The organism is Methanosarcina baikalica (assembly GCF_031461075.1).
Lineage (GTDB): Archaea > Halobacteriota > Methanosarcinia > Methanosarcinales > Methanosarcinaceae > Methanosarcina > Methanosarcina baikalica.
Window position 1 is genome coordinate 1 of sequence record NZ_JAVKPK010000016.1, and the last position, 18,273, is coordinate 18,273.

General features: G+C 42.1%; 13 protein-coding genes. 9 read left to right on the top strand and 4 right to left on the bottom strand.

The annotated features are described in order from the left end of the window. Positions 1–522: 522 nt before the first annotated feature. The gene (locus tag RG963_RS05405; protein ID WP_396654690.1) at positions 523–639 is read left to right on the top strand and encodes a transposase; all 117 of its coding nucleotides are present in this window, start codon (positions 523–525) and stop codon (positions 637–639) included. A gap of 388 nt (positions 640–1,027) precedes the next feature. Then, positions 1,028–3,511, top strand: coding sequence for an oligosaccharyl transferase, archaeosortase A system-associated (locus RG963_RS05410; RefSeq protein WP_310575255.1), 2,484 nt, complete (start codon positions 1,028–1,030; stop codon positions 3,509–3,511). Positions 3,512–3,729: 218 nt separating this feature from the next. On the opposite strand, the gene RG963_RS05415 is transcribed toward RG963_RS05410, so the two are convergent. Next, entirely contained in the window at positions 3,730–5,190 is a 1,461-nt protein-coding gene (locus RG963_RS05415; protein WP_310575256.1) for a DHH family phosphoesterase, read from the bottom strand. 425 nt (positions 5,191–5,615) lie between these two features. Between RG963_RS05415 and RG963_RS05420 the strand changes: the two genes are divergently transcribed. The 6 genes from RG963_RS05420 (at position 5,616) to RG963_RS05445 (ending at position 10,915) form a co-directional block, all read left to right on the top strand. Next, the gene (locus tag RG963_RS05420; RefSeq protein WP_310575257.1) at positions 5,616–7,124 is read left to right on the top strand and encodes an NAD(P)H-hydrate dehydratase; all 1,509 of its coding nucleotides are present in this window, start codon (positions 5,616–5,618) and stop codon (positions 7,122–7,124) included. Positions 7,125–7,300: 176 nt separating this feature from the next. Further along, positions 7,301–7,486 (top strand): hypothetical protein, encoded by a 186-nt coding sequence (locus tag RG963_RS05425; protein WP_310575258.1) that lies wholly within the window; start codon positions 7,301–7,303, stop codon positions 7,484–7,486. A 125-nt stretch (positions 7,487–7,611) separates the two neighbouring features. Then, on the top strand, positions 7,612–8,079 hold the full coding sequence (gene moaC / locus RG963_RS05430) for a cyclic pyranopterin monophosphate synthase MoaC (RefSeq protein ID WP_310575259.1): 468 nt from the start codon (positions 7,612–7,614) through the stop codon (positions 8,077–8,079). 79 nt (positions 8,080–8,158) lie between these two features. Continuing rightward, on the top strand, positions 8,159–9,010 hold the full coding sequence (locus tag RG963_RS05435; protein WP_310575260.1) for a ribose-phosphate diphosphokinase: 852 nt from the start codon (positions 8,159–8,161) through the stop codon (positions 9,008–9,010). A gap of 62 nt (positions 9,011–9,072) precedes the next feature. Beyond that, the gene (locus tag RG963_RS05440; protein WP_310575261.1) at positions 9,073–9,789 is read left to right on the top strand and encodes a hypothetical protein; all 717 of its coding nucleotides are present in this window, start codon (positions 9,073–9,075) and stop codon (positions 9,787–9,789) included. Positions 9,790–10,126: 337 nt separating this feature from the next. Continuing rightward, on the top strand, positions 10,127–10,915 hold the full coding sequence (locus RG963_RS05445) for a C15orf41 family protein (protein ID WP_310575262.1): 789 nt from the start codon (positions 10,127–10,129) through the stop codon (positions 10,913–10,915). 56 nt (positions 10,916–10,971) lie between these two features. Here RG963_RS05445 and RG963_RS05450 read toward each other — a convergent pair whose 3' ends face one another. Together RG963_RS05450 and RG963_RS05455 are read right to left on the bottom strand one after the other, a co-directional pair. Continuing rightward, the gene (locus RG963_RS05450) at positions 10,972–14,184 is read right to left on the bottom strand and encodes a DNA double-strand break repair ATPase Rad50 (protein ID WP_310575263.1); all 3,213 of its coding nucleotides are present in this window, start codon (positions 14,182–14,184) and stop codon (positions 10,972–10,974) included. After that, positions 14,181–15,890, bottom strand: a complete 1,710-nt coding sequence (locus tag RG963_RS05455) for an exonuclease SbcCD subunit D (protein WP_310575264.1) — start codon at positions 15,888–15,890, stop codon at positions 14,181–14,183. The genes RG963_RS05450 and RG963_RS05455 overlap by 4 nt, the downstream gene beginning before the upstream one ends. 600 nt (positions 15,891–16,490) lie before the next feature. Between RG963_RS05455 and RG963_RS05460 the strand changes: the two genes are divergently transcribed. Next, a complete protein-coding gene (locus RG963_RS05460; protein WP_310575265.1) occupies positions 16,491–16,991 on the top strand; it encodes a hypothetical protein in 501 nt (166 codons plus the stop codon). Between the two features lie 735 nt (positions 16,992–17,726). Here the strand turns inward: RG963_RS05460 and RG963_RS05465 are convergent. Further along, entirely contained in the window at positions 17,727–18,059 is a 333-nt protein-coding gene (locus RG963_RS05465) for a hypothetical protein (RefSeq protein WP_310575266.1), read from the bottom strand. Positions 18,060–18,273: the final 214 nt, after the last annotated feature.

Sequence of the window (18,273 nt, forward strand, 5' to 3'; positions counted from 1 at the left end):
GGTTTACATATGACCAATTATTAATTTCTCATACAAAACTTCTATGAAAAAATGATTCAGTACTTATATATATCGTGGGAGTTGAGCCACACGTTAACCAACTTTAAACCCAATATATAGTTAGCTAATATTCAAAAACGGTCTCGGAAAAAATACTCTAATTTTTAATGTCGACCTGCCGAAAGCAGGTAGCAACAAAAACTCTTGAAATTATATTTGAATCATTCCTAAGTAATAATTGTTTGCGTATTGAATTACAAAACTATATATATATAATGAGCCGGTTTCCATATATAACTGGGTTTTATATTATATAGGGAGATAGAATATATTTTGAAGAACTTCGTGATGCTCAATGAATTATATTCACTCACACCTTCCTCCAGGTTCTTTTCAATAAAAAAGGGATTTAGAAGAATTATCATAAGGTATGAAAGGTTGGACAAAATATTCAGGACTACTCGAAACCTTATTGACACATCACGCAAAGATTAAAATCAAAAAGCAGAAAAAATTGGCATAATATTGTTATTCCTGCCCATATATTCACCGGATCTTAATCCACTTGAACGGATTTGGAGATGTGTAAAAAAGTCAGTATCTAAAGGATTTATTAAATCGGAAGAATATCTCAAATAAATGACCTCTGGTAAATTTATTAAGTTAGTAAAATCAAAGTCTTTCGCCAAGAGATAGTTGGAAAAGTTTGGAGAATAGATAGAAAGTGTATACAATCCTAATGATGAAACCAGAAATCTTTATCCGGAAAATAAAATGTTGGGATTTACATGATTGTAACTAAAATAATTAAATACAAATATATTATGTGATCACTATCGTCGAGGAAGGAACTACAGTTGAAAGCTGTGAACGTAACAATTATATCATTAAAATAACAAGGTGTTGGATAAAATAAGAAAGTATTAGATATTACAGGAAATTTTAAGAATTGTTTTTACTATTACTTCTTTAATAAGTTATTAATAAATGGACTATTAAAAAATCAAAAATACAATAAAGGGTCGCTATGAATGAAAAAATGAGGCATCTGGAGTCAAAACCATCAACTTCTAGTTTAAAATTAAGTATTATTTCTCTGACCGCAGTTACATTAGTTGCTTTTCTCATGCGCATGCTCTCATATGCCTCGGTTACTGCAAACGGAAGCATAACCTTCACTGGATATGATGACTTCTATCATATGCGGCGCATTCTTTATACAGCTTCCAATTTTCCTCATTCCCTTAATTTTGATTCTTACCTCAATTATCCTTACGGCTTTGAAATTGGGTGGCCGCCTTTTTTTGACCTGTTAGGCGGGCTGCTTGCAAAAGTCCTGGGAGGAGGGCAACCGGATTTGCATACTATCGAATTTGCAGGAGCTCTATTACCGGTACTTCTCGGGATTTTGACAATAATTCCATTGTATATCGCAGCTTCCTCGGTATTTGACAGGAAGACAGGACTTCTTGGGGCCTTCATTTTTGCAGTTCTTCCAGCTCATGTATCTATATCCCGGTTTGGGGCAGTTGACCATCACGTAGCAGAAACACTCCTCTCAACGGCAGCTTATGCGTTTTTTATACTTGCCTTAAAATGGGCAAAGGATGGGTCTTTTTCGCTGACTTCTCTTAAAACCATCTATTCTGAAAAGAAACTTGTAAAATCTCTGGCTTTTGCAGGAGCATCCGGGCTTTGTTTAGCACTCCTTATTTTTACATGGATAGGAGCCCCGATTTTCGCAAGCTTTATTGTATTGTATGCATTGATACAGACCACAATTAACCTTAAGGCCGGGAAAAACTCCGATTACCTTCTTATTTGCTCTATTGCATGCCTCTTTTCAACACTTCTGTTTACCATTCCCCTGTCAGCCGGATCTTTACGTTCTGGCCTGGAAATGAGCGCGATGCACCTTTCCTGGTTCCAGGTATTCTATGTGTTCAGCCTGCTAGCCGGAACCTTTATCCTGTGGGGCTTTTCCTTATATATCTCAAAAAAAGGCATGAACTGGAAGTATTATCCCGGAATTCTAATACTGGTCTTAGGTGCAGGGCTTCTGTCCCTCAGAATTGTTTCCGTTGAATCCTATGCTTTTGTATTTGAGGGAATAAATTTCTTCCTTGGAAAAGGCGAGTACATAGGCACGATTTCCGAAGCTCTGCCTCTATTTTTAGATGCACAGGGAAATCTTTACCTTTCGCCAGTATTGGCTGCTTTCGGATTTTGCTTCCCTGCAGCTCTGGCAGCTCTTTTTCTGCTCGGTCTTGAGTGGAAAGGAGAAAATTCAAAGCCAGAAGGGGTATTTTTCCTCTTATGGACAGTCTTTTTCGCATATCTGGCTATTTCTCAAAGGCGTTTTTCATATCTGTTTGCAGTAAATGTTTCAATCCTTACTGCATATCTTCTCTGGGTTTTACTTGAATCCCTCAACTTTGAGACTGAGGCAAGAAAACTTATAAAATCTGGGCAGACGACTGGAAAAAATACCATGCCTGTCCTTCAGACCGGAAAAGAGACAAAGTTAAAAGCGAAATCAAAACAGAAGATGAATAATGGATCCGGATTAAAAAAAGGGCAGGACCCCGATTACTTCAAACTGGTATCCTCGCTGTTACTGTTCGGGCTTATTTTTATACCCTGCATATGGATGGGCTCTGTTATTGCAAAAAGTACGGGCTCGATTGATCCTGAATGGCAGGACTCTCTCAGGTGGCTTCGAACGTCAACCCCTGAAACTTCTTATTACCTTGAGCCTTCAGAAACTCCTGAATATGGAGTTTTGAGTTGGTGGGACTATGGAAACTGGATCGTTTACCTCTCCAGAAGGCCTGCGATTTCGAACAATTTCCAGACCGGCGTACAGGATTCTGCACTTTTCTTCACAACTGACTCGGAACAGGAAGGAAAGGCAATTATGGAAAAGCTCAAAGTAAAATACGTAATAGTCGACAAACTAATGGCAAGCGGCAAGTTTGGGGCCATCGTTGAGCTTGCAGGAAAAAATATTGAAAATTATGTTGACATAAAGACAGTCAATGGAGAAGGAGGCTTTGAGACCTCGGCAACTGCTAAAAAGGGATTTTTGAATACCGAGATATATAAACTTTATGAACTTGACGGAACAAACCTCGGAAACCTGAGGCTTGTCCACGAAAGCACTGCAGAGAAAGACGATGTCAAAAAAAATAGTGTAAAGGTATTCGAATTTGTCCCTGGGGCCAAATTATCAGGTACTTCAATCCCGAGCCAGCTCGTTACTGCAACGCTTGAGCTCAGCTCGAATACAGGCCGAAAATTTACATATCAGAATAAAGCAGTGTCAGATAAAAACGGTTCATTTGAGATAATAGTACCCTACTCGACCGAAAATATGGCAGGTGGAGTCAATGTTTCATCCGCTTATTCCCTTAATGCAGGAGAAAACATTACAATATCTGGAATCCAGGTAACTGAAAGTGACATTCTGAAAGGAAATCGAGTAGAAGTGAATCTTTCGAAAGTTAACTGAGAATTTTATGAACTGGATTCTTAAGAATAAAAATCTCAAAATAAGAATATTCGGAAAAGTGAGGGGAAAAAGAAAAAGAGAAGAAAGAGAATAAAAACAGTGAGAAAAGGAAGAATAAATAAAGAAATTCTTTTTCTCCTATCATTTCATTGAAAAACTTTTACTGAGTAATTTTTGGAAAGGTCCTTCAGTTTCGTGGACCTCCGAAAATTTCATTTTCATGTATTTTCAACTCCCACAGCACTCAGGAACCTTTTGACTACTGCTTCATTAACCAGCCTCAACAAGGTCTGACGGTCTTTCGTAGCGCTGAAAACCCCGAGAGGGATCTGGGCTCCTGCTGCATTTGCGTGCCCGCCTGCATCCTCTCCAAAAGCCTGGCGCATAATTTCGCCGAGATTGACTCTGATATCGTTGCTTCGGCCGGAAATGTAGATGCGGTCTTCAGTAACTCCAAAGACGACTGTTGTGGATATTCCTTCAAGGCTCAAGAGGTAATCTGCAGCCTGCGGGAGAGTGTCCCTGTCCCTTATGTTTCCGACATTTGAGAGAAGGTAACTCCCAAGCACCTGCCGATTGCGGATGGCTTCTCCGAGCACTTCCAGGGTTTCAATAGCCATTGAAGGTTGCTCAAGCTGATCCAGAATGCCGTGATTCGAAAGGGGATAAAGGTATGAAGCAGCTGAGAGGTCTGCAGGGTCGGTTTTCCTTTTGAAGTCCTGTGTGTCAGTCCGAATCCCGTAGAGCAGAGCCGTTGCCATGGTCTTGGATATATTGATATTGAGCTGTTGCAGATACTTTGTCATTATAGTGGCCGTTGCCCCGAAATTAGGCCGAATATCGATGTACTCGGCCTTTATCTCAGTTTCTCCTGGTGGGTGATGATCGATTACAATGCCCACATATGAATTGAGAGGGACCATATTGTTAACACCGGGGATGGAGCAATCTATCAGGGCAATTTCATCAAAGTTTTTAAGGTTGTGCTCTTCCATTTTGCCAAGGTCAATCCCTAGAAGGTTTACAAAGGCTTTGTTTTCCTGGTGTCCGATCCTGCCATGGTAGAGGATATTTGCTTCCACGCCCAGGTTTTTTGCAATTTCTTTTAAGGCAAGCCCGCTAGATATGGCATCAGGATCAGGGTTATCGTGAATTACAATCGCAAGTTTTTTTTCTCTTATCCCCTTCAGCCACCTTGCAAGCCTGTTGCCCCTGTGAACCGACTCAGCTCTCTCCAGGGAACGGGAAAGGGAGCTAGCAACAAGCTTGGAAGGCATAAAGACATAATCTGCCCCAAGATCTTCCATCTTTTCTTTATTGATAATATCTGAGGCCCGGGAAAATAGCTGGATGTCAGGATTGATTACCTTTTTGAAATTTTCAATGCCCTTTCTGTTAGCCTCGTTATTGGAAGTCAAGAAAAGTATGACAACAGCGTTTTTAAGATCAATCTTATTAACAATCTCAGGGTCGGAGATGTCGCCTACAATCGTCTCAAAGCCTTCTTCCCTGAGGGTCTCTACTTTGGCTTCGTCTTTATCTACGATAATCACAAGCTTATTACTTTCCCGGAGCTCTTTTGCAAGCGCAAAACCAACACTTCCACTGCCCAGAACCAGGTATCTGGGTTTGACTGTGCTCTTAAGGTTGCTGTCCGCATCTTTTGAAAAATTAGTCAAAAGTAGTCCTCCCTGTTGTATATAAGTCCAGATACGTGCAAAGGAAAGCAAACATTTGATCAGAATCCTGCCTATTCACGTTTTACTGCAGTTAGTTAACTTTAACACTGGTTGTAGCTATTTTAAATAGTTCCTTTTACTGATAAATCTCTTAGATTAACAGCTTTTTTCCGAGTAATTAAGTCATTTCGGTATTTAAGTCATCTCGGTATATTATATTATATCGGAATGTAACATATATAGTTAATAACATCAAATAGGTTTTCCTCGGTGTAAAAATAATAAATAAATCGTTTCAATTACTTGAAAGATATATAACCGTTTCTATAACAATCATGAAGTCAAATAACTCAAGCTTACAGAAACATTCGAAAGATTAAGCAGATAGCAGGAAACCGAATTAAATAAACAAGCAGGTAATTATTATGAAGTGCATCAGTTCTTTGAGGATGAAGGCGATAGACAGAAACTGCGAATGCCTTGGCCTTCTACCTATCCAGTTAATGGAAAACGCAGGGGCCGTTATTGCTCAGAATATAAGGGAGAAGCTTGAAAGCGGCAAAGTTCTTTTTGTTGCAGGCCGAGGAAATAACGGAGGAGATGCTTTTGTTGCCGCCAGGCACCTTGCAGGTTCTTCAGGATACATTGTAAAGGTAATTGTTCTGGGAAAAGCCCGGGATATAGGAACCGGAGAAGCTTTCCACAACTTTTCCCTGCTGAAGTTCAGCCGCGTGCAGATACTCGAAATAACAGATTCAAGCCAGCTTAGAGCTGTAGCTTCGGACTGGTTTTCAGAAGCTGACATGGTCGTAGACGCAGTATTCGGGACTGGAATAACAGGGGACATAAAAGAACCTGAGTCCACAGTTATCGACCTTATAAACGGGGAAGGAAAAGCAGGGAAAACCGTAATTTCTGTTGATATTCCATCTGGACTTGACCCTGATGGCGGAGACTTTGAAAAAGCTGTGCATGCAGGGCTTACGGTCACTTTTCACCATCTGAAAATAGGGCTTTTGGGCGAGAAGGCAAAAGAATACACTGGCATGATAAAGGTTGCAGATATAGGAATCTGTGCAGACGCTGAGCAATATGTGGGCCCCGGAGACCTGACGATGCTGCACAGGCGAAAGCCAGAAGGGCACAAGGGAGATTCCGGGAAAATTCTTGTTATAGGAGGCGGCCCGTATTCAGGAGCTCCAGCCCTTGCAGCCCTTGCAGCTCTGAAGGCAGGGGCAGACCTTGTAACAGTAGCAGTTCCTGTGCCTGTAGCCGAAATAGTGGCATCTTATTCTCCGAACCTGATTGTCCGGAAACTCTCTTCAAATGTACTCTGTCCGGACGATCTTTCCATCCTCCCGGACCTTATAAATTCCCATGACGTGGTCGTGATGGGGATGGGGATGGGGAGAGCGACAGAAACTCTGGAAGCCGTCCGAAAAATCCTGCCCTTCTGCAGAAAAGCCGTCCTTGACGCCGATGCTCTCTCAGCCCTCTCAGGCTCTATCTTTGAAGCCCTCTCAGGCAACTGTGAACTGATAGTAACTCCTCATGCAGGAGAATTTGCCCGTCTGCGAAACATGAAAACTCCTGAAAGCTATGAAGCCCGTATCAGAGCCGTCAGAGAGTTTTCTGAGGAAAAAGGGGTTGTAACGCTCCTCAAAGGAAGGACAGACATTATTTCAGACCGAAAACAGACCCTCCTGAATAGGACAGGAAACACAGGCATGACAGTTGGAGGTACTGGGGATGTCCTTGCAGGGCTTACAGGGTCTCTTTTTTCCAGAAATCCGGCATTTCTCGCTGCAGCTTGTGCTGCATACATTAATGGAGCAGCCGGAGACCTGGCTTTTGAGAAAGCAGGAAATGGATTGCTTGCAACGGATGTAATAGAAAATATTCCCCGAATAATTAAAGAGGCAGATATAGGGTGAAAGAGATGAAATTAACTCTAAAGACTCAAGTGTGAAACTGGAAATCTAATACGGCGATTTATTTAACAGTATAATTTATTTAACGCTACGATTAATTTAACACTTCAATTAGCACTTTTATACTGCAAATCTAATATAAAATATTGTAAACGTGCGTAAAGTGGGGGGCAACTGATATGGTACAGGAAATTGAAAGGAAAATTGAGTTAGAAATCGAAAGAAACAGGATAAGGATTAATATTTTTCATGGGGAAGATGAGCAGGTCATAAAACTCAACCTTGAGGAAGCCAGAGAACTTGCAAACGAGCTGGAGAAAGCACTTGATGACTATTCAAAAAGAAAGCAGATAAGAATTGACTGATCAGAGAAGAAAGACTCTGAAATATTGAACAACACGGTAACTGAAAGCCAGATGGGCTCGAAATCAAAATGAAATAAATTCGAGATAAAAATTTCAGGATAAAATACGAAAAACGCGGTGATTTAGTGGAAAAACAATTTACTCATATCGAGTCTGGCAGAGCGCGTATGATTGACATCAGTGGAAAAACTGATATTGCACGATTGGCGCGGGCTGCAGGGGAAATCGTACTCTCCGGGGAGACCTTAGAAAAGATAAAGACTGGAGATGTGGAAAAAGGAAACGTGCTTGCAACTGCGCGGGTTGCAGCAGTGCTTGCAATTAAAAAGACCCCGGAAATAATTCCCATGTGCCATCAGATTCCTATCACTGCTATAGATGTGGATTTTGATATAGGGGAAGGAATGATCTCGGCTGTAGTAGAGGTCAGAACTTTTGGGAAAACAGGAGTTGAAATGGAAGCCCTCACAGGCGTTTCGGCAGCGCTGCTGACGATATGGGATATGGTAAAATCGGCGGAAAAGGACGAGAGCGGAAATTATCCTCATACTTCGATAAAAAATATCCGGGTGCTCGAAAAACTCAAAGGGTAAATACCCAAGAAATTAAACCCATTAAAATAAGCTTTTTAAAGGATGGGATATATCAAGACGGCAGACTGAGGTATATATCTTGAAGATCGTAGGTGGACCAGCATCACAATTACTCGCCAGCCGCACTGCCCGGGCTTTAGGGACAGAACCGGTGCTTTGTGAGTTTAACCGTTTCCCTGACGGAGAACTTTATCTTCGAATCGCAGAAGAGATTGAAAACGAGAGTGTGACCCTTATCCAGAGCACACCCACAGATTCTGACTTTGTTTCCCTGCTCCAGCTTATCGATGCCTGCGAAGGGGCAAGAGAACTCAATGTCGTCATCCCTTACATGGGATATTCCAGACAGGACAAGAAGTTCAAACCCGGAGAACCTATTAGTGCCCGCACAGTTGCCCGCTGCATCAATGCTGACCGGATTTTTACAATAAACATCCACGAAAAAACTGTGCTTGAACATTTCCCGGGCTCCGCATACAACCTTGACGCAGCAAAGCTGCTTGGGGAGCATATCGCAGGTTTTGGCCTCGAATCCCCTATTCTGGTTGCTCCTGATTCCGGAGCCGAAGGGCTTGTAAAGAATGTGTCTTCCGGCCTGGGTTTTGATTACGATCACCTGCAGAAAACCAGGCTCAGCGGAGATACGGTCGTAATCAAGACAAAGAATGTGGATGTAACCGGCAGGTCCGTCGTCCTTGTAGATGATATGATTGCAACAGGCGGGACAATGGCCGAATCTATCAGGATGCTTAGAAACCAGGGAGCAGTCGGTGTTTATCTTGTCTGCGTGCATCCCGTACTTGCAAGGAATGCAGCTCTAAGGCTTTTCAATGCGGGTGTAAAGGATATAATCGGGACCGATACCCTTGAAAAAGCAGAGAGCCGGCTGAGCGTTGCTCCCCTGATTGCAGACGCCCTGAAAGGTCTTTGATAAAATTGCTTTAATTTTTATTACCGTTAACTATTTTTTATATTCTGCTTATTCTTAGTACTATGACCCTTCCAGAAGTATGTCCACTTGATGAAAGCCAGATATGTAAAGGGCGGGAGTGCCACCTCTTCTGCCTTGAGTGGAGAACGAGAGAACCTACCTGCCTTATAGGCTACAGCACAACAAGTAAAATTAAGTCAGGGAAGGCTGATCGCAAAAAGGATACCTACGCTGAAGAGACCTTCCGTAAGTTAGGTAGACAGCCTCTCCCTAAAAGGAAAAACGTCTCTGAAAAGGGAGACTGGACTCCCACGAGGCCCACAGAAAAACCTCCGGAAAGACCTGTTGAAAGGAAAGAGGAAATATTTACTCAGAGCCCGAATTTACAGGAAACAATTGTCAGAAATCCTGACCCAAGAGCTGAGATAAACCACGAAGAAAGGCTGAATGAAAGATACTCTGCCAGTGAAGCCGAGAGAGCTTCCATACGACTGGAAGCCAGGTTAAAAAAAGAGCAGGCTGAACAAAATCCAATTATATGTGCAAAAACTCAGCCAAAAGTCCTGGAAAAGCCAAGAGCCCAGGAAAAAGTAATTTCAAGAGATAAGCACACGACAATCTTTGCATCCTGCGATGCAGATGAAAAAGATAGCTCTTACCCATCAGGCAGAGAAGAAAAAATAATAAAGCCCCCTGAGAATAGGGAAAAACGTAAGAAGCTTGATGAAGTGATGGAAATAGACCTTCCTGACGTTTACGATGAAGAGTTCTGGAGTTAACGGCCCGGAAAAAAGGAAAGAGCCCAGATCTACAGGCAAAAGTTTCGGAAAAAGGTCATCTTGCCCATGAAGGAAAAAAAATCTCTTTCTTCGCGGCGTTTCTTAAGAGAATCTGCGTGACTTCTTTGAGAAATCTCCTGCTCTGGGTTTCAAGGCATTGATTATTAATAATAATATTACTAATATTATATTACTATTAACCATGAGCACAGAAGGAATTATGAAGAAATCAATTGCACGTCTGAGAGAGACTTTTGATATTGTAAAATTCTCGTTTTTCATGCCGCTGAATTTTCATTTTGCATGCTCAGGAAAAAACAAAAGGATATGATTGAGGATGGACCGCCAGACATACCAGAAAATATATAGTTCACTGCACGACTTTAAAGATGTTTTCCGCCTTTCCGAGGAATATGCTAAACCTGCAGGCATGCTAGCAACAATTCTTAACCAGAAAGTCGTGAAAAAGACACGGTTCACACACAGAAAGATTTATTCCAGAGAGAATGAACTCTATTTAAAATGGAAGCAGGGACGTACTATTCTTGATCTTGCGGAATATACCGGTTTTCCTCCAACCCTTATGGCATCTCTAATTATGAAAAATTGTGATATTTCCAAGAAGAATATAAACTGGCTTTTCAAAAACATCGATTTAATCGAAAACCACCGTTTGAGAAAAGAAGTCCAGAAAGCCCTTGCTGCAGACCATTTCTTTTCTCCACATGCTCACGAGATGCAATGTAAGAAAGGTGAAATGGGAGAAGAAGTGATTCGGAAATGGCTCGATGACAGGGAAATTCCTTATTTCACCGAAGCAGATATTCGAGCTCAGGGAGACGGCAAGACCCCCGATTTTGTCCTGGAAAACCCTATACGTATAGATAACCTCATGGTAAACTGGATTGAAAGCAAAGCCCTCTTCGGGGATGATTTCGAACATGAGCATTATTCGAAGAAGCAGTTCAGAGAGTACGCAGGTATTTTCGGAGAAGGTATGGTTGTCTACTGGTATGGTTATCTCGAAAACCTACCTGCAGACGGCTATCTTGTAAAGAACTACAGCTTTTTTGAAGAATACAAAGAAGAAATTGACGGACTGTTCAATTATCTGGTATACTGGTGAATTTTGATATACTGGTGAATTAGGTAACAGATCCGCTTTTCTGCAATCATACATTTTTAAAGCCTTACAATCGAGGACATATTGGTAAGGGGGTCTTTTTCTACCTGAAATATATGGTCTGCAGAATCGATAAGAGATTCGTCATGGGAGACCACGATTATCTGGCCGACCCCTATGCTGCGCATCATATCTATGAGTTTCAAAAGCTGTCTTATATGTCCGCGGTCCAGGAAAACCGTAGGTTCGTCAAAGATCATTGGTGGAAGCCCATCTGCCCTCTCTCCTCCAAAACCGAGAGCAAGCAACCTGTAGATCGCACAGCGCAAGACAAGGTTAAAGATAGCACGTTCACCCCCACTCAGGAGTTTGGGTTCAAGGGGTGTTCCGTCTTTTCTGTAGACTGTAAGGTTGTATTCCGGGTCGAGTTTTATATGGGAATAAGCATTATTTGTGTACATGAAACCGAACATCTCGTTTAAAAGGGCAGAAAGTGCGCCTATATTTCTTGCTCGCATATCAGCCCTGACGCGCATGTAGGTATTCTCAAGTTCTTCGGCATTACCGTATACGGCTTCCAGGTACAGTTGCCTGTTTTCGAGCGCTCTGAGCTCTTCTTTCAATTCCCTGAGGCGTTTTAAGCTATTCTCGACCATACCGATCTCTTTTAAAAGGGCATCTTTTGCAGCAGTCATTTGCCGGATTTTTTCTGTAATGTTTGCCTGAGCTTCTTCGAACTGGGCGCGCTTAAGCTGAAGGTCTTCTAGCCTGTTTCCCTCCAGTTTTTCTTCGAGCTGCTTTACTCTTTCACTCCGTTCAAGGATTTCCCGGTCAAAGAAACCGACCTTTTCTGTAAGGTTCCTGATCGACGCCTCAAGCTCTGCTATTTTGTGCTTTGTGTTATCACTACTGAACAGGTTTGCCTGGAGCTTTTTTGCCTGTAAGAGGAGCTTCTCACTGTCCTGCTGGACTTTTTTCGCCAGCTCTTCTTTTTTCCGCATGGCTTCGAGATACATCCTCAGTGCATTGAGTTTTTCTTTTTCACGGGTTTCCCCTTCTGCAAGTCCTTTCAGCTTCTCATTTAACTCTCCAAGCCTCTGGCCATAGTTTTCGATTAGTGCAAGGGAAGTCCTTATTTTTCCATTCAGGGCTTCAATTTCCGAAGCGTTTTCAGCAAACTTTTTCTCAAAAACTTTTGCCTCTTGAAGAGCTTTTTCACTCTCACTATGAGCTTTTTGGGCCGCCTCCTCCCAGCCCTGCAGGGCTTTAATATCGGGGAGGAGCTGGCCCATTTTAGCCTCAAAATCCTGTTTTCGTTTATTAAGGCCTTCCAGTTTAAGGGAATCTTCCTCGGTTCGGATTCGGTGGATCTCTATCCTTTCTTGCAAGTCCTTTGCCTTATCACTGAGTTTTTCGGTTTCCAGGTAGTAATCTGAGATCCGTTTCTCCAGCTTTTTTGCGTCCTTAAGGCGGTTGAGCTTTTTCTCAATCTCAGCCTGCTGGAGCTTTATATCCATAAGCTCTACTGCATGCTTTTCTTTCTTCTGCTCGGATTCCTCTGTCGTGCATGCAATTTCAGACCCTTTAAGCTCCTGCCCGCAGGTAGGGCATTTTCCTTCGGCAAGCAATTGCAAATTTTTAAGGATAACTTTCTCAAGCTCCTTTAGGGTAGTCTCAAGCTCTTTTTCCTGCCCATGCAGCCTATTTTTGTTTTCCAGCAGAAGCTCGCTGAAATATTCCAGGTCCTCGAGCTGTTCCACGGTAAAGCCCAGTCCCTTTAACCCCGCTGAGGCTTCGGATTTTTGTTCATGGACTCCCAGAACTGCCCTTTCGTTTTCCCGGACTTCCTCTTCAAGAATCTCAATTTCTGTCTTGCCTTTCCGAACTGCAGTCCTGTAATTTTGAAGTTCTTTATCGAGCGTGATTAAATTTATGTCTCCGGTTTCTTTCTCCTGAGAGGCAAGGGCAAGCTTTGCTGACACTTCACTTTTCCTGTCACGAAGAAGGCTTTCTTTTTCTTCCAGTCCCTTTATAAATGAAGGGATTTCGTGAGCTTCTCCAACCCCTGCCTTTTCTTTAAGCCTTCTGTTTTCCTCCTCGATTCTCCGTATACTTTTCCTGTTTCCTTCTATTTCCCCGTTTGTAGCCCCGATATCCGCTCTGCACTGCATGAAAATGCTTTCAGTCTCTACCTTTTCTTTTTCGAGATCGCGCAAGGCCTGAGTGTGGACTTCTTCTTCTCTGAGGAGAAGAGCAAGCTCCTTCGAAATTCCATTTACCTTTTCCCTGGCAAGAAACTCTTCTTTTTCCTGCTGCAAGATCAGGGTTTCAATATCAAGGCTTCCAAAGCCGCATTCTTCCCTGATAAAATTGTTTTCTTCTCCCAGTCCAAGCAAAACCTGCCTTTGTTCCTGGGTTTCCCCTGAGAAGGCCTTTTTTTCCCGGAAACAGCCAGCCTTGTTTTCCTGTGATTTACGGATGGCCTGCTTAAGGGTATCAATCTCCTCCAGGCGTTCCCTGTACTCTGCAATCATCAGATCATGTTTTTCTTTGCGGGCAGCTGCAAACTCTTTTTTTTCATTGAATTCTTTTAAGGCGGAATCGCTTTCCTTTACCTTATGCCTGAGCCCGTTCAGTACGGCAAAAGGCTCTGTGCTTTCAATTCCCTCAATCTCGGCTTTGACACCCGTTAGGCTGTTTTTCGCGTCCCTTTCAAGCCTTCTGACCGCTGTTTTTGCGCTGCCTGCCCTTTCCCTGTATTCTTCAAGCTTGCCAAGCTGCAGCAAATCATCGATCATGCGCTGCCTGTCTTTCGGTTTCGCATTAATAAGTACATCAATTTCCCCCTGCCGGATGTAAGCACAGTTCCGGTATGCCTCTTCATCCATATTCAGGAGGGAACAGACCTCTTCATAAGTCCGCGTGGCCTGATCTACAATACTTTCCCCGTCAGCATAGAGCACGCATTTGGAGCTCGAAGCGTTTTCACTTTTAAGAGAATACCTGAAAGCCTGCTCGATAAGGTATTCCCGCCCTAAATGCTCGAAACCCAGGCAGATCTTTGCATTCTCAGCCCCTTTGAAGATTACGTCCGCAAGCACAAAATCCTTTGAAAGGATCTTGCTCCCGAAAAGGCCCATAAAGCAGGCTTCGAGCAGGCTGGATTTTCCACTCCCGTTCACCCCGGAAATGACTGTCACTCCGTCTTCGAAAGTGAAATCCAGCTTTTTGTAGCTCCGGATGTTTTCTATATACAGGTTTTTCAGCTTCACAGGTAATCACCAAGGTTATACTGTCGAAGTACAGCAGGCTTTTCTTTTCTCTTTTTCTGCCCTGCCTTTACTGTTTTTTCGGCTGTATCCGGAGTCTTGGCCAGTTTATTTTCCGGAAGTGTTTCTTTTTTGCCTTCTGCCTTCATTCCGGAACTAGCTTCAACTCCGGGTTCAAACCTGGCTTCAGGCAGATTCCCAATTTTTTCGGGCTCCTTTTTTTCCTCTTTTGAGAGCTCAATTTCTTTTTCAGGGCTTTCTGTAAGGTTTTCAGTAATTTCAGAATATCCCGCAATTACCCCGGTAAATTCAGCTTTCTCGACGGATTTAGTTTCTCCGATGAATTCAGCTTTCTTGACGGACTTAGTTTCTCCGGCAAATTCAGTTTCCCTGGCTGGTCTGATATCCCCATCCGGCCCAATTTCATTGTCAGGCCTGGCTTCTTGAGACTCAACAAATCCGGTAGTACTTGCCGGGCTTTCAGGGTTTACGGGGTTTACAGGGCTTGCAGGAATTTCTATCCTGAAATCCGGGTCTTTAAAGTCTATAGCATCAATAAGCTTCGAAAGCTGGCCTTCGGTCTCTTCGTCCACCCTTGACCTTGAGATATTCGGATTCCGGACAACTTCATCAACAATCAGCCCGCCGTCGTTTAAGCTCAGTCTCTTGATCTCGTTTGCAACTGCATGGTCAGGATCAGAAAATGTGACTTTCAAAACCTCTTCGGGAAAAGCCTCTTTAATTCTCAGGTCTCTGACCCTGGGAACGAGAACTCCTTTATTCAGCAGGTACTCCTCAATCTCGCTGAAGGAAAGAACTACTCCCGAATCCCCGGAAATTTCCAGAAACACCACTGATCCGGGAAGCTCTTTAAGATGCTCGTTTACTGCAGAAAAAATCTGTTCATAGGGTTTCTCTTCTCCATCCAGTTTTGCTGGAATAAAAAGGAAATCACGGGTAGGAATTGTGCGCCTGCTAATCTCCAGCCCCTCGTCTGAAAGAGTGATTATATTGTAGGAGCGTGGCTCTTCTTCAGAAGCGCTGTTCCGCTCTGTGCTGCCAGGGTACGTAACCCAGGCGTCCCCTACCTTAATTTTTTCATATTTGTGATAATCGCCAAGAAGAATCGCATCAATTTTTAACGGAAGCTTTTCAAGCACCTCAGCACAGTCCCATTCCGCATATGGGAAAGGGTGCATGATCTGGTGCATTAAAAGCAGTTTCCAGCAGTTTTCCGGAAGGGGAGGAGGGGAAGAAAATGGAGAACTAGAAGAATCCGGAGCTTCAAACCCTGAATAGTCGAATAAAGGAATCTTTGACTTCGGAACACTGTCGATCCCGTAAATTGCCGCATTCCCTACCATCAGCGGCTTTTTCCCAAGCCTTGCCGCAAGCCCCATTTCCTCAAAGAGGTCGAGCCACTGGGTATTCTGTTTGCTCTCATGGTTCCCGACAATTCCAAAAAAAGGTATACCCGCAGCCTTCAGTCTGGACAGGATATTCATTGTCTCCAGCAGGTCTTCAAGGGTCGGGTTCCTCGAATCAAAAAGGTCTCCCGCATGCACGACAGCATCAACCTGCATCTCAATCGCATCATTTACAACAACCTCAAAGGCCGCAAAAAAGTCCTTTCTCCGGACCTCACTGTGGTATTGCCTGTATCCCAGATGCGTGTCTGCAGTGTGGAGTATCCTTATTTCCCTGGCCATGGTTCTATCAGTCTCTAATTTTTATGCTATAAGGATTTCTATATTAGTATTTAACTCATTTCCACAGAACCAAATCTCACCCGAATAAGGAAATTTAACACCTACAGCAATAGAACCCAGGCTCATTGGCCTAAACCTTACGTAAAATTCAAAGACAAAACTACGGTGATCAGGAGTTTAAGAGATTTATGTTAGTCCAGAGAAACCTTAATTGCATCTTCCGGTCGTTCATGTCCCGCGCATTGGCGCGGCTGGAGCCGATGGACTATGATTAAATGAAAAAGCGACTTCAACCACATTGGAAAAATCGAGTATCAAAAAATCAATTATTGAGCGATGGACGACCACATATCATGAAGTGAATAAATTTTAAAAGTTTTAGCACTCCCGCTGCTCTTATATAAGCTATTATTAGCATCTCTACGCTTGTTGAAAACTTCAATAATCTCAAAAAACATACATTAACGACTGTTCTTTCCTCTCCTCGAAAACCGTACACGTATGCATCCCTTTAATTATTCGCAACGCATATAAATTAAAAATCAGTTTATATGACTATAAATATAAACAGTGAGATAAAACCACCTAGGTGAAAATCACATGAGCCATGAAGATTATATGCTAATTATAGGAACGAACGTGTATGCAAATCCAACATATACAGTGTCATATGAGGTGGATAAGGACACCGGAGACAGGATAAACCTGTTTACCCTGGAAAATAGCGAAAAAGGTTTGATTCTGACAGCCGAGATTCGGGATGAACACGCCAACCTTATAGCAAAAATAGACAAAAACGAGTTTACTCAGCTTAACGAAAAATTTGATGTACAGGGAGAAATCGAGAAAGGAACCGGCCTTACACTGATAGGAAAAGAAGATGGTACTGTTATTTTCAATGCCAGAATCACAGAAGATGAGTACGTAGCAGTGACTGAAATTTTACATATAAGAGGTAAGAAAATCCATATCACTGATGACGCAGTGAGAATAGATGATGTAACCCTGCAGACAGTAAATGGTATAAAACTTCATCATAACTTTTTTATTGGAACTGGCGAAATTACGATAACCGATGACGGTGTGAAGATTAAACGATAATGATCAAAAGCTCCCACGCTTCAGGATTATAGTTTCGAGATCTCAGATAGCTCAGATTTATAGAGTCCTCAAATACTTGTATATAATCACGGCAACAAATAAAATACAAAATATCCATAACCACATAATATATGTCATTCCCGGTACGGCAGGATCAAAAATTACATACATAATTTAACAAAAGCCGGGAAAGTATAATAAATTATGGAGTCAGTCCTGAATAATAAAACTGAATAAAGATACTGAACAAATACACTGGATAAAAAACAATCATAAATCTTTTTTCCTTTTTCCTTTTCAGTGTGTTTTATGAATGTTATCACTTTTTTCTTTGCTATCTACCTATACTCTCATGTACCTATTTATACTCTCATTTACATATCAAAATCAATAGCATGCTAGATACTTTCTTGTTTCGGGCTCACAAAGGTGCGTTTTCTGTTCAGGATAGCACCGCCTACACAAATGCTTAAGATTCTTTTGAAACTATAAACGGCTTCAAAACTATAAACGGCTTCTATTCTCTAGCCAGATAGAAGGTAAATTCGGATTTACACAGTTGAACTGAAAAAAAAGTAATATAAAAATTCAAATCTATCTAATAGGTGAGTTTAGCTATAATGTCTATTGTACTTGGTTTTGTACTTCACGCGCGTAGGTCCGAGTTATTATCTCTTTTTGAGTTCGGGTATTGACAATTATCACCTGGAAGGCCAAAGTGGTATTCAGGTGGGATTATGGAATGTAGGATTTCTTTCCGGCAGTGTATCCAATACCGTATCCGGCTTTGTATCCATTAAAGTATCCGCCATTGTATCCGGAATCCGGTCCATAGTAAATCATGATGAACATGCGTGGATCTTTACCTGTTGTGCCGTCTTTAAACCCATCGTTATATCCTTTATAGTATCCTTCTGAGTATCCACGAACATAGCTATCATACTTTTCGCTCCCATATTTTACAGACGAAACTGCACTCACCGACTCAGCTGCCAATGAAGCTATAAAAAGGACTAACAGGAGAATACCCAGTGTCTTTCTCATATTGTCAAATGTTTGTTTTCCCATTTGTCTACCCCCCAAATTTTGTTTAACGTGAATTTTATGGCGTCCACTATTACACAATTGACGTTTAAAATCTCTGAATGTAAGAATCTGTTTAATATGCACAGCAATTAATTTTTTATATTTTTTAAGTCGCATAACCCCATCTTTAGATTAATAAACCTGAATTTAGATTGTTAGCGAATATCTATGTGTACAATTGGAAAACATATAAACT

Bases quoted from the DNA above. Each gene is read 5' to 3' on its own strand.
- RG963_RS05410 (WP_310575255.1), top strand. From the start codon at position 1,028: ATGAATGAAAAAATGAGGCATCTGGAGTCAAAACCATCAACTTCTAGT.
- RG963_RS05420 (WP_310575257.1), top strand. From the start codon at position 5,616: ATGAAGTGCATCAGTTCTTTGAGGATGAAGGCGATAGACAGAAACTGC.
- RG963_RS05425 (WP_310575258.1), top strand. From the start codon at position 7,301: ATGGTACAGGAAATTGAAAGGAAAATTGAGTTAGAAATCGAAAGAAAC.
- RG963_RS05440 (WP_310575261.1), top strand. From the start codon at position 9,073: ATGACCCTTCCAGAAGTATGTCCACTTGATGAAAGCCAGATATGTAAA.
- RG963_RS05445 (WP_310575262.1), top strand. From the start codon at position 10,127: ATGGACCGCCAGACATACCAGAAAATATATAGTTCACTGCACGACTTT.
- RG963_RS05455 (WP_310575264.1), bottom strand. From the start codon at position 15,890: ATGGCCAGGGAAATAAGGATACTCCACACTGCAGACACGCATCTGGGA.
- RG963_RS05460 (WP_310575265.1), top strand. From the start codon at position 16,491: ATGAGCCATGAAGATTATATGCTAATTATAGGAACGAACGTGTATGCA.
- RG963_RS05465 (WP_310575266.1), bottom strand. From the start codon at position 18,059: ATGGGAAAACAAACATTTGACAATATGAGAAAGACACTGGGTATTCTC.